General features: G+C 51.8%; 20 protein-coding genes. 8 read left to right on the top strand and 12 right to left on the bottom strand.

Translation table 11 applies throughout. The features are described from left to right. Positions 1–11 precede the first annotated feature (11 nt). From V7775_RS08300 to V7775_RS08250, 11 genes are all read right to left on the bottom strand, one after another. On the bottom strand, positions 12–695 hold the full coding sequence (locus V7775_RS08300) for a hypothetical protein (protein ID WP_335751417.1): 684 nt from the start codon (positions 693–695) through the stop codon (positions 12–14). Between the two features lie 144 nt (positions 696–839). After that, a complete protein-coding gene (locus V7775_RS08295; RefSeq protein WP_335751416.1) occupies positions 840–1406 on the bottom strand; it encodes a phage tail protein in 567 nt (188 codons plus the stop codon). A gap of 252 nt (positions 1407–1658) precedes the next feature. Beyond that, entirely contained in the window at positions 1659–2027 is a 369-nt protein-coding gene (locus V7775_RS08290; protein ID WP_335751415.1) for a hypothetical protein, read from the bottom strand. Positions 2028–2450: 423 nt separating this feature from the next. Next, positions 2451–3140, bottom strand: coding sequence for a transcription termination/antitermination protein NusG (gene nusG / locus V7775_RS08285; RefSeq protein WP_335751414.1), 690 nt, complete (start codon positions 3138–3140; stop codon positions 2451–2453). Further along, the gene (locus tag V7775_RS08280; protein ID WP_335751413.1) at positions 3137–3718 is read right to left on the bottom strand and encodes a hypothetical protein; all 582 of its coding nucleotides are present in this window, start codon (positions 3716–3718) and stop codon (positions 3137–3139) included. Before V7775_RS08280 ends, nusG begins: the two co-directional genes overlap by 4 nt. Positions 3719–3956: 238 nt before the next feature. Further along, positions 3957–4595 (bottom strand): hypothetical protein, encoded by a 639-nt coding sequence (locus tag V7775_RS08275; RefSeq protein ID WP_335751412.1) that lies wholly within the window; start codon positions 4593–4595, stop codon positions 3957–3959. After that, on the bottom strand, positions 4592–4981 hold the full coding sequence (locus tag V7775_RS08270; protein ID WP_335751411.1) for a hypothetical protein: 390 nt from the start codon (positions 4979–4981) through the stop codon (positions 4592–4594). The genes V7775_RS08275 and V7775_RS08270 overlap by 4 nt, the downstream gene beginning before the upstream one ends. Continuing rightward, positions 4978–5262, bottom strand: a complete 285-nt coding sequence (locus V7775_RS08265; protein WP_335751410.1) for a hypothetical protein — start codon at positions 5260–5262, stop codon at positions 4978–4980. The genes V7775_RS08270 and V7775_RS08265 overlap by 4 nt, the downstream gene beginning before the upstream one ends. After that, complete coding sequence (locus tag V7775_RS08260) at positions 5259–6011, bottom strand: DNA-methyltransferase (protein ID WP_335751409.1); 753 nt, start codon at positions 6009–6011, stop codon at positions 5259–5261. Before V7775_RS08260 ends, V7775_RS08265 begins: the two co-directional genes overlap by 4 nt. Then, the gene (locus V7775_RS08255; RefSeq protein WP_335751408.1) at positions 6008–6271 is read right to left on the bottom strand and encodes a hypothetical protein; all 264 of its coding nucleotides are present in this window, start codon (positions 6269–6271) and stop codon (positions 6008–6010) included. The genes V7775_RS08260 and V7775_RS08255 overlap by 4 nt, the downstream gene beginning before the upstream one ends. Then, positions 6268–6747, bottom strand: a complete 480-nt coding sequence (locus V7775_RS08250; protein ID WP_335751407.1) for a hypothetical protein — start codon at positions 6745–6747, stop codon at positions 6268–6270. Before V7775_RS08250 ends, V7775_RS08255 begins: the two co-directional genes overlap by 4 nt. Before the next feature lie 69 nt (positions 6748–6816). Here V7775_RS08250 and V7775_RS08245 point away from each other — a divergent pair, with 69 nt between their 5' ends. From V7775_RS08245 to V7775_RS08235, 3 genes are all read left to right on the top strand, one after another. After that, positions 6817–7077 carry a hypothetical protein gene (locus V7775_RS08245; protein WP_335751406.1) on the top strand — a complete coding sequence of 87 codons (261 nt, stop codon included), beginning with the start codon at positions 6817–6819 and terminating at the stop codon, positions 7075–7077. A gap of 452 nt (positions 7078–7529) precedes the next feature. After that, entirely contained in the window at positions 7530–7814 is a 285-nt protein-coding gene (locus tag V7775_RS08240; protein ID WP_335751405.1) for a hypothetical protein, read from the top strand. Between the two features lie 122 nt (positions 7815–7936). After that, positions 7937–8710: a hypothetical protein gene (locus V7775_RS08235; RefSeq protein ID WP_335751404.1), complete on the top strand. Its 774-nt coding sequence runs from the start codon at positions 7937–7939 to the stop codon at positions 8708–8710. On the opposite strand, the gene V7775_RS08230 is transcribed toward V7775_RS08235, so the two are convergent. Then, complete coding sequence (locus tag V7775_RS08230) at positions 8691–9371, bottom strand: hypothetical protein (protein WP_335751403.1); 681 nt, start codon at positions 9369–9371, stop codon at positions 8691–8693. The two genes, V7775_RS08235 and V7775_RS08230, sit on opposite strands and share 20 nt — an antisense overlap. Positions 9372–9654: 283 nt before the next feature. Between V7775_RS08230 and V7775_RS08225 the strand changes: the two genes are divergently transcribed. The 5 genes from V7775_RS08225 to V7775_RS08205 are packed head-to-tail and all read left to right on the top strand — an operon-like array spanning position 9655 to position 11719. Beyond that, positions 9655–9999 (top strand): hypothetical protein, encoded by a 345-nt coding sequence (locus V7775_RS08225; protein ID WP_335751402.1) that lies wholly within the window; start codon positions 9655–9657, stop codon positions 9997–9999. Then, a complete protein-coding gene (locus V7775_RS08220; RefSeq protein WP_335751401.1) occupies positions 9996–10415 on the top strand; it encodes a hypothetical protein in 420 nt (139 codons plus the stop codon). Before V7775_RS08225 ends, V7775_RS08220 begins: the two co-directional genes overlap by 4 nt. Further along, positions 10415–10708, top strand: coding sequence for a hypothetical protein (locus V7775_RS08215; protein WP_335751400.1), 294 nt, complete (start codon positions 10415–10417; stop codon positions 10706–10708). The genes V7775_RS08220 and V7775_RS08215 overlap by 1 nt, the downstream gene beginning before the upstream one ends. Before the next feature lie 11 nt (positions 10709–10719). Beyond that, on the top strand, positions 10720–11265 hold the full coding sequence (locus V7775_RS08210) for a LabA-like NYN domain-containing protein (RefSeq protein WP_335751399.1): 546 nt from the start codon (positions 10720–10722) through the stop codon (positions 11263–11265). A gap of 31 nt (positions 11266–11296) precedes the next feature. Then, positions 11297–11719, top strand: a complete 423-nt coding sequence (locus tag V7775_RS08205) for a hypothetical protein (protein WP_335751398.1) — start codon at positions 11297–11299, stop codon at positions 11717–11719. Positions 11720–11746 lie beyond the last annotated feature (27 nt).

The following is an 11746-nucleotide window of genomic DNA, read 5'->3' as shown; positions in this document are numbered from 1 at the left end:
ATCCAACATGATTACTCCAATTCGACGGCTGCTATGCTCTCCCTATCTAGGGCATCTGACCGCGCCTTTTCCTTTGTGGCAGCAGTCGACCTCACTTTGTTGAACTCTGCTCGTAGCAAGTGCACAACATCACGTTGCGGTATTTCGAACTGCGCAGAAATCGCGGCTCCCAAATCAGGCAAGGCTCCTTCAAAAACTTGCAACATCATGTTTGCGACACGGGTCATCTGTTCGCGCGCATCATCAGCCGCGACCAACTTGCTTTGGCGAACAGCTTCTTCAGTCGCGTGCATGCGGTTGGTGCGAAGCTGCTGTTCCAACTTCGCGCGCTTGATTTGACCTTCAATGGAATTGTCTTCCGCGAGAATAGCCTTCGCGGGTGCTGATGTGATCGTCTGAGCGTCAGCCTTTGCCAAGTCTAGCTGGACTTCTTCTGCAAGCGGTTCAGCAGCCGGCGCTTCACCAGTGGAAGTCCGCGTTTCGATTCCGTTCCCAAGGGCTTGGCCAATATCGCGATTGCTCCGCACCTGTTCGACCGCGACAGACACAATCAACTTCCCCTTTTTTCCGGGTTGGGTGAATGCGTCATCACGCAGGATGTCACGAGATTTCCACTGACTTACAGCCGCACGGCTGACACCCACATGACGCGCAAAGTCCGCCTGCGTCATATTGATTTCTGCTTGTTGCATCATTTCCAATTGCACGACCGCTGAATGTTAAGCAGCTCCCCTTCCCTGTTAAGGCTTTACAAAACCCGTCTGACTAGCGAACCCTCGGGCAGCTTACGCCCCGCGTGCATTCAGAAAGGCCCTACGGTCCCTACTTTTTCTGATGCCTCAAAGACCCAATGATCTACCGATTTCGTGATCAAGTCGGCGCGGCAACACGTCAGCAACCAGACCTTCGAACGCTGCAGCGGTTGCGCCTTCAACCATTTCGATTGGGATGAACACACCCGACTTCAACTTCTCCAACTCAGTTCGACCACCGATGCGTTGGAAGACATGGCCATTCAAACCCTTGGCCACAACTCGACCACGCGCAAAGCTGCCGCCCTTGATGAATGCACCTTCGAACAGTTCACGTTCGCCCCGTACAAAGGCCGTCACACCCTTCAGTGTCTCCCGTGCCTTGAAGTACTTCAACGACACATCACCGCCCGATGCTGACAAGCGGTATTCCAAGTCCTGCCACGATGACCGCTTGATCTTCACAGCCTTGCGGATCGTCTTTTGCGGCAGTCCTGTCTGCTTGGCCAGTTCGCGCACAACACGGGTCCGTGCCATGTCTCCTGTGCGGTTCAAGGCACGGTTGACCGCTTTCGGTCCATCCTGACCCAAAGCGCCAATCATGTTGCCGAACCGTTCAAGGTCACGCACATCGACTTCACCGACCTTGAACATAGCTACCTCCGCGCTAGATGACTTTTCCGCGTGAGTGTGGGGTCTAGGCGTCCAGTTATTCCCCAGCTAGGGACGCTCCACGCAATCCATTCGGATTTCATACCATCGCAGATAATCATCAGGCGTTTAATGCCGGGCTAGATGTGTCCGTTGTCACCCCCACAGGGACACCCACGCGGAAAAGTCACCACTCATAAAAAAAGCCAGACGCAGCACCCTGCATCCGGCTCAATATCAATCGACAGCATAGACCTAAATCAGCAGGTCAGGCGAAACAGTGAAAGCATCAACGGTGCGTGCGCGCCAAAGGCGCATGGCATCATCGACCATCGTGCTGGATGCAGTTCCACGCATCGCCATCGATTCAGTCAAGGATACCCATTGAACTGCAACAATATCGGCATGTGCCAGATTGTCAGGGACAACATCCACTTTTGCCAGAACATTCACCGCCATCAACAGGTCAGCAACATCAGGCACATTCCAAAGCTCATAGATGCCAATATCTGGCTGCAAGTCCATCTTCAGCACATCGACATCAACCTGATGTGCCATGGCAGCGCATCCCATCGTCATCAGTCCAACAATTGCGGCCAACCCGCACATGAATGTACGTTTCATCTTCATCTCCTCATTTTTTGGTGAAACTCAGTTTTCAAAAGCGCCCAAAGCCAAAAGCAGACGCCACACAAAAAAATAGCCCGGACTTTGCAGCCGGGCTTTGCCAATCAGGCATATCTCTCAATTTTAACGACGCGACCAGCATATTGCCTTTTCGCGAACATCAGGGCCTCGGTATGTCACTTCCAGCTTTCGCCGTGATTACTTGGTTTGACAGGGACTTGGGGTCATCCTGATTCCCTGTTAACGGACCAACCGCACATCTGTCAACAGCCCTTAACAAATCTCGCCCGACGCTTAACATTCGGCAATCGGACGCGAAGGTGTTGATGATACGCCATCAACGAAGTGCGATATTAATTAGCTAATTCAACAAATTGACTCCACACAACACCGGACGGCTATGCCCCCGCCTCACCCCTGTCAGTCAGTCTCTCTTCCTTTCTGAGCAAGTTGTGCAAGTTCCAGCACCAACGATGTTTCACGACCAAACAAGTTGACCAGACCTTTGGCCAACGCCCCATTGATTTCATCAATCTTGAAATCAAAATCTTCAAATGGTCCGTTCAAAACCTTAGCCAATTGGCCCACGTTGAAATTGTATCGGGCAAGAATTCGTTCGGTTATCGCAGTAGATACGTTGCGACCACTGTAACGGCGCATCATCCCCATGACGGTCGCATCCGACAACTGGATTGGCTTGCCACCAGTGCCCATGACGCCAGCAACCACATCCAATTCCATCAACTTCTTCCAACTCGGCACACCGCGACCATATTCACCCCCACCAATCGGCAAGCCAACAAACATCCAATCTGCCAACAATGGTACAGCAACCAAGTGTTTTTCTTTGGTAAATCGGTTCTTGATGCGCAGAACCTTCTTCACTGGCAAGAACACTTCGAAGCCTGCGCGCTTCATCAGATGTTCAGGTAAAAACACGCGGTTGCCCGTGCCCTTGATCTTGCGCCATGCCTTCTGCCCGGCGCGGTTGGTGTATTGCTCTTTTTCAACATCCACGATGGCTGTGCGAGGTCCGCCGCTGGCGTTGGGCTTCATCCGCACTGCGAACCATTGGATTTTCCGCGCGGTCACTTCTGTCATCGCATTCATGCCTCAACCTTTTCAGATTTGTCATTGATGATGGCCAAGCATTCATCCAAATCGCTGTGATATTGCGCTAACCATGCGCGGTCATGAGGGCTTTCCGATCCTGACTTGATGTATTCGGCCACACGCCCCCGCCGCCGCCGATTGTCATCCGCCTCTTCTTTCAACTTACTGATGATGTACCTGTTCGGCGGTGGTCCAATCTTCTTGGCAATCTGAAACAATTCGACAACCCAACCTTCATCATTGGCACGTTGACCCATGGCAGATCGAACCAAACTTTGGGCATAGTCACTTTTGCGCGGCGGTGGCGTTTGCAGGTCGTATGCGGCCCGCTCGATACTTTGCTCAGATGGCCAGACATTCCCTGCCTTACCACTGGCCAGTCGAACAACATATTGACGCAATCCACGCAACTTTTCAGGCGACATATAGGCCAGCTTGTCAGCCAGTGCCGTCATTGTCTTTTTGTGCTTCTCCACAGTGTCCGTCCGCTTTCGAACCATCCCTGCCTCGTTTAGAGGGTTCAAAAAGTACGCTCTCACCTTTTTCCGCCCTGTCTCTTCTTTGTCATTGTCCATGCTGCTTTGCCCATCATTCTAAGCCTCTTCGTCACTTCCAAATGTGATGGCCAACCAAACTGCGGTGCGGCCCGTAATTGTTTTTTCTTATTCTTTCCTTGTCCTTGTCAGTCCGGAACAAACCGGACCGCAAACGGACTAAAACGTGCAAATATCGTGCCGAAACCTTCCGTTTTCCTTCCGGTTCATTCCGTTTTCCTTCCAACTTCGTTCCGGCGGAACAAACGCGGCAGGAAAATTAGATTGGCAAATTGGTGGATTTTCCACTCTGCAAAGACCATTCTTCCAGCGCCTTACGAATAAGTAAGGGACGCCGTTGCTGGCCCGGATAATTGTCTTCAAGGAACTGGTCGAACTGCAGAATGAATGCAGCATCTTCAGCCATGCGTGTTGATCCCCCTGCCCTGACAATGCGCTCAGGTAGGGCCTTGAGCCGCTTGCGCTCACGTTCCGCTTCCAGCTTGTCCAGATGGTCTTCACGCATTCCAAGCTTCTCTTTGGTAACTTCGAGAATGGTCTTGTGATAAAGACGGGCCTGCCCGTTGTCGCATTGGCACATCGCCCAACCGTAAAGCGGCCCAATGGGCTTTCCCGTTAGTCGGTTCCATTCCTCCAACGTCAGCCCAGCCAATTTGGCCAGCAATCTTTCATCAGTGGGCAACGTACCCACTGGCGCTTCATCCTGCGCCTGACAGAATAAATCTATGGCAGCTGAACGCACATCTGGGTCAGCAAGATTGCGAAATTCGGACTTCAACCAACGGCGAAAATGCATTGGAAACCATGAGTGGCTTTCCAGACGCTCAGTCGATGGTATCGGGTATTCAAAAACATCCGGGTCATTAACTAAACGGATGCTTGATGCTGCCTCACTCATAGCGTTCCCCTTTCTGCCATCCGGCGCAGACGGTCATTCCACCAATCGGAAGACAGCCGCGACACATAATTGCGACCGACGCGGGACAGTGCCCGCAATTCATCATTGGTCTTTTCATATTTACCCGCGCGCCACGCCAACAACGCGGGCGCTGCCTTGTGACCTATCCGGCGCATGTCCAATTCATCCATCTTGCGGCACGTAGTGCTGCAATAACGCTGCCAAGACCGCGTCTGCACAAAATGTTGAGAACACAGCGGGTTCATGCAGATGCCGGGTTCTACCAACGGGCACGCAGCGAGTTCAGCAAATGCCACATCCGCAAATGGTTCGATTTCAAAACGCGCCGCCAGTGCATTTGCGGGCTTCAATGCCGATAGGGTCATGGTGCTGCCCCCCCGCTGCCATGCGTCAAATCAGGGGATGCTTCCACAGGATATTCTGCGGAGTCAGCACCGAACCTGCGAAGCCGTTCACGAACGCCGGGCACCACGCGCAGTCGGTGCCAACGCTGTTCGACAGCTTTTGGTTGGCGCATCAAAGAGACGGCAATGCGGTGCAATGGAACACCTTGATCACGCAAGGCCAGCAATTGGCTGTCGACCGATGGCGTCCAGTGAGGGTGGAATATTGAGTGCAGCGCATGCTGGCGACCATTTGTAGTCATTGTGTAACCTCCTGACGGTCACCCAAGGCAGAACCGGATGCAGCAACCGCTGCAGTCACGCGCTGAACAGCAACATCAAACCATTTGCGGTTCTTTTCGATCCCGATTGCCCGACGCCCCAATTCGACCGCCCCAACCATCGCGGAACCGCTGCCCATCATGGGGTCAAGAATGACATCGCCTTGATTGGATGAATTGAAGATGTATTGGCGCGCCAAGGCCACGGGTTTTTCAGTCGGGTGCGCAGTCTCTTTCTTCGCATTCAATGTGAAGGATTGCTTGGAACCGCAATCATTGATGCCCTTTGGATCAGACTTGCCTTTCCAAAGATAAATGGTGAATTCCAGATTCTTCATATACCAACGGTTGCGCGTAGCGCGCACCTTGTCCCAAACCAACAGGTTGTGAAAACGCCACCCTGCACCTTCAAACGCCAGACCAGCACGGAACAGGTTCTTGTCATTGGCCATGATGTAGGCATCCGCATTGGGCTTGCATGCTCGGAAGAATGGCCCGCCAAGTTCTTCCCAATCGGGCACATCCATCAGCAGACCATCATTTTTGTATTGGTCTTTTGCAAAAATGCCGCCCATTGACTGATGCGCATAGCCTCCTGAAGTCAGCTCATAGGCAACGTCACAAAATAGCATGTCAGCTGCACCCGTCAGGCTTGGCAGGACATCCAAGCAATCGCCCAAAATCAGGCGACAAGGGCCGATGGTGATGTCCTGAAGGATGCCAGCAGTCACAGCAGTACCCCGCCAAAAAAAGCGGACCACAGACGCACAAAGCAACCTGCGGTCCAGTTGAACAGGGAGGTGAAGGGGCACACTGTGCGGACACCCAAGCCCCCTCCGGTTTGGGCCTTACAGCACACCCTCGGATGCACGTCCGCGTGTTCGTCAGGGGCATGCACGGCAAGACCCGCCCCTGTTAGGTCATCAGACAACGCCACGCCAAATCCAAGGATGGCCAAAGGTGGGACCGTGGGAAGTGCCGCACAATTCATTCAACATCACCAGATGGCTTTGCAGGCATCGCAGCCATCATTTCGGCTGAAGGCTGTTCAAGATGGCTGCGCGCCTGACGTAGCGCCTGCATGGCTTCATCAATCTCGGTTATTGCCTGCGCTCTCTCATTTGCGCAGCTAGACTGTTCAGCTGAAAGAATGGCAGAAATGGCTTCACCGCTTTCCTTCGCGATGATGCCCGTTTGGATCATTAGGCAACTGTCAACGCCAACAACCCGACCTTCCAGCCGCCGCGCCATCAGGCGTGTCACAGGATAGCGGCCCGATGCATCTTCCAGCGCAATCACATCAGCCAAAGTCCAGTCCAGCGAACCAGACGCCTTCTTGCTGATGGTGCCCTTGCTGGCTCCCCCACCCCACCTTGCATTGATGGTTTCAGCAACAGCGTCAAAGCAACCAAACCAGTCCACAATGGACTTCATGTTGGCACGGGAAATCTTGCGTAAATCAGGCATTATCAGACTCTCCTTCTGAATGCGCTGGGATTAATCTTGCTGAAATTTGCAAAACTAAAGGATTCGCACATGACGGACATGAAACTTGAAAACCGCCTTCATGAACTAGAAGGTCAGATTGATGCTCTGAAGGCTTTAACCCTCTCGATGTCCGGCTTGCTGCAATCTGTTGAACCACGCGACCTACAACGCGCTCTCCTGTCCGGATTTCGCTTGGCCGCTGAAGCTGAAATGCCACTTCCGACTGAGATCCGCGAAACAGCTTTTCGGGACGCCCTGTTAGAATTTTCCAATTCTCTCGAAGAAAGTCTCGAACTCGGTCAAACATAGGAAACCTCGTTTCCTGTGCGCACGCGTGTTAGCGTGGCATGATGAGCACATGAATTTGAATTGGAAATCTGTAACGCCATTATGATGGAAACCCGCACATCAACCAGCCGCCCGGCATTGTTTAGGACCAGAACTTGCCTTGATGTACGTGACAAACCGTTCGGCTACATCAAGCGTGCAGCTATTTCCGGACTTGAGATTGCGAAGAAGTCTATTGTTACCCACGGCGAGACGACAAAGCGTTGTCGTAGCAATATCCCTACGCTTGGCTTCGCTTTCGATCAGGTTGATGAGTTCAATTTTTGTCATGTCAAGCATATGGGGATAAATATCCCCATAGGTCAAGGGACAATTATCGCCTTACACTTTTTGACCTCTAGCTGTAAATTTTACTCATTATGAAAACCTTCAGAGACGCACTTCTACAAGCTACGGGGCCAGAAGGTCCATCTTTGCGCAAAGTCGCAGAGGCCGCGAAGGTGTCTTACGAGCAGCTGAAGAAGTTAAAGCAAGGCAAAACGCAAAACACCAACGTTGAGGATGCGCGCAGAATTGCAACCTACTTCGGAAAGTCGCTAGAAGATTTCATTGAGTCTCCTGAAATGAAAGCTGACATTGAGATAGCCGACCTCCTAAATCAATTAGAAGGTGCAGAGCGGGACTTTTTGATAAATGCTGCAAAAGCACAAATCTCCGCTCGCGATCAGTCTCCAGAGAAATCTGACGAAGACCAGTAATCAAGTCGAAATCACTCACAGAAAACCTCTCAGACATACAACCATTTGTTCAGTTAAGTTGCCGCCGACGGTCAGAAACGTCAATGATTGACGATTTCAATCTACAATTGTAGATTTAACTCATGATTGAATCCATAGACGTAAAGCTGAAACATGTTTGCACAATGCTGGGCGTATCCCGTCCTGAACTCTGCGCAAAGGCTCAGGTGAATTATAAAACTCTTGCCCAAGCTATGTCCCGAAACAGCAAAGTGTCTTCGGAAACACTTGATGAAATTTGCGAGGCTTGGAATATACCCAGAGATTACTTCTCGAAGTATACCCCCATCCTACGAGTGGCTCCGGGACCAAATGACGATCCGCCAGCTCGCGCGGCTGCTTACTCTGAAGATCTAGCCGCACAAAGAGCGCATTTGGAGATCATCCGCAGTCGGGGCCGTGTTGGAACCATTGACTTCATCAATTGGGTCCAAAACGGTGGCAGTGAGATTGTGGACTTTGAGACCCTTAGAGGAACAGTCGATTTATTTTACCCAATGCGGGTCACTGATAGCACCCCTTTGCCTTACAGGATTGGCTTGAGAAGCCTATCAACTGAGTATTTTGAACTGAAATGCGAAGAGCATTATATTAAACGCGTCATGAGCTTCGACCGGAAACTTCTTGAAAACGTTAAGGAAGCTCACATTCAGGCATCATATCGCCCTTACCATGTATCTGATGTAACCATATCAGTTATGATAAACGGGAAAAGGGTCGAGGAAAACTATAGAAGAACGATAGCCAAGGTGCCGTCCAAAAATGGCCCACTTGTAACCGCCGTTCACGCTGAACTAATTCCAACCCCATGCCTCCGTATTGCAGGCATGCCAAACCTCAGCCCAACAGGTCAGTAGCTTTTCTTGCTGTCATGACAGAATGGGCGAATGAGTATCTATCCAGTAAGATGATAAAATGGGAATTTAATCGTCCTGCAGGAACCGGTTCATGCCAGGTAACTGCATTAGCCAGCTGGTAAGAAAACCCATACGCATAGATGAATCTAACATGCTCCTTGGGTATAAACGCATACATCCATTGAAAATCAGACCACTCCTGAGCGGCGAGAGCCTTTGCTAAACCAACCAAGGCGGTCAGGATAGAAATGCGACCCCTCTTATCTTCCCTAAATTCCAACTCCCCAATGTAAACCAGTCTTCCTGAAACTTGATCGAGAACTGGTCTGGCAATCGAATTGATAGGATCTACTAAGCGGTCATACTGGGCGCGGCTCGTCCTGCGCAGGTAGCTATCAAACGACTCGTCCACCAGATCGACGTACTTAACGCCGATACCACCTACGGTCTCATCCCCCTCAGTTAGAAACAACCAGAACGCATCCCTCTGTGTGAATTCATGCCGATTGACATCCATCATCGGAGATTGTTCTTTTCGCCCCGTTTGGGCCCACCTTCGCCTAACCTCATCAAAATCCTGCGTGGCATCCACGTCCATACCCCGATCCTGCAAGGCACGAACGTGGGGCGCTACGGATAGGGCTATATCCAATGATTTCATTGTAGAATCCATTCCTTACTCGCTTCAATCCACCGCCGAACCTTACCCCAGCACCCAGCCCAAAAATAGGCAAATCTGGAATCTCCAAAAACCTAGATTGGCCTGAGTCACATCAAGCTGAACCTACGGAATCGTGACGGAAGCGTACGCCACCTCAATGCCCGCCCTGCCAAATCTATGTGTTTGGGGAAATCCTATTGGGGACATTTATCCCTTAAATTGCTTGACGGGGATATTTATCCCCTATACGATTTTCTCACCCAACCCGGGCGCGGAGAAAAACATGGAACTCAACAAACCCACCATTACCAGTGAGCTACTGGCCAACCTAGCAAAACCCAATAGTCAAGAACTATTAGGCGAATGGGACAAAGCAACCCGCGCATTACTGGCCATAGCCATTCCGGAAATGGCAGCTGAACTCATTCAACGCCGATCAACGCTGGCACCCGTCATTCACCCTGACGCAGCGTTCCAAGCAATCGAACGCGCCCGCGCAATCATTCACGCACCAGACCCAATTGAACCCCACACTTTGAAAGTCGCGTGCCAAACCCTAGTCCATCATTCACGCAATGCCAGTGAACGCGAAGCAGCTGCGCAAATCATCAAAGAACTTGCAGCATGACAACTTCAAAACTGCCACCCGCTAATTGTGAAACGCACAAAACTGGCGGACAGATACTGCAAACGGTCACCGCTTTTTTGGGGTTTCTCAACCGCAAGAAAAAATCAGAACCCGCCCGGACATATCCGGCAATACAACAAAGCGAATGCGCCATTGCACCCTCCCCTTGGATGGTCACTTGGCAGCACCCCAGCGGCGAAATCCAAACATCCGAAATATTACTGTCGGGATATTGGACCCTCGCGCAGATCACTGCGCATTCCCGCGATGCCCTACGCGCGCAACACATTATCGAAAACGTCAAAATCCTACGCATTTCCCATGACGTGGATATGACGCCAGCAAGCAGGGAAACGCTTGCCTCGGTCCTCACCAAATACCAGCGACAAGTTCGCTTTGAAGGCGAGTGCGGCTAATGGCCCCTCCCTCAACAAAAGGTAACGCCACACCGCGCCGTTTTGATGACCTGCCGAATGCTCAACAGGCTGGCATGCTGTGCAATGACAAACAGTTTCAGAAATTTGCAGACACGCAAACCGCCCAATGGGGCACAGGACTTTCTCCAACCGCAACCGCAGAATTCATCCGCAGTTTTTGCGGCGTGGATAGCCGTCGCGACCTGAACGCAAACCCCGTTGCCGCCACCAAATTTCAGACCCTGCGCACAGAATTCGACGCATGGGCTGGCCACATTCAATCACCACGATAGGAACTAAGCCCATGATTCATCAATACGAACGCATTGCCCTCTTTGTCGACGGCCCCAACTTTTACGCCACCGCCAAAAAATTGGAAATCGAAGTGGATTACAAGGCCCTGCTGTCTCACTTCGCAGATGCTGGCCGCTTGGTTCGCGCCAATTACTTCACTGCTGTCAACGAAACTGAAGAGTTCCAACCCCTGCGTCCGCTGCTGGATTACATCCAGTTCAACGGCTGGAATGTCAGAACCAAACCCGCGCTCGAATTCACCGGGCAAGACGGTCATCGCAAAATCAAAGGCAGCATGGCAGTCGAACTGACCGTGGATGCCATCGCACTTTCGCCTCACATAGATCACGCAATTCTGTTCAGCGGTGACCGTGATTTCTGCCCGCTGGTGACGCACCTGCAAGCACAAGGTGTCCGCGTCAGTGCTGTTTCCAGCATCAAGACCACGCCTGCTTTCATTGCAGATGGACTACGTCGCCAAGCGGATTCCTTCATCGAATTGGACGATCTACGCCATGCCATTGCGCGCGAACCACGCAACGCAGCAGCTGCATAATCTAAACCCACGAAAAAGGACAATTCCCTTGATGGCAAAACGTAAGGACACCAGCGCGACAATCGCTGCGGACCCGAATGACCCCTACAAATTGCGCACACTTGAACAGATTTTGATGGTGTTCGATGGCGGTGATTTCATGGCTGAAATCATCGCAGGCCACCAAAATCTGATGCAAGACCTGCTGGACCACAACGCCGAACATGGCGCGAAGGGTTGCGCAGGCACTATGACCCTGCAGCTGAACTACGCGGTCGGCAATCAAGGCGATGTCGGCATGGGCGCGACCGTCGCTTTCAAAGCGCCCAAGAAACCAGCCTCCAGCGCAGGCGCTTACATCAACGATGCGGGCGAACTGACGCTTTACAGCCCGATGATGAAACGCATGCACCAACCCGTGCGCGACATCAGCGACCACGACCCAATCACGGGTGAAGTTCGCGACATCGACTGACCACCCACTACTACCCCTGCCACAAAA

It is taken from the genome of Sulfitobacter sp., from assembly GCF_036960155.1.
Lineage (GTDB): Bacteria > Pseudomonadota > Alphaproteobacteria > Rhodobacterales > Rhodobacteraceae > Sulfitobacter.
The sequence above is the reverse complement of the archived record's forward strand: the minus strand, read 5'-3'. Positions and strand labels throughout refer to the sequence as shown.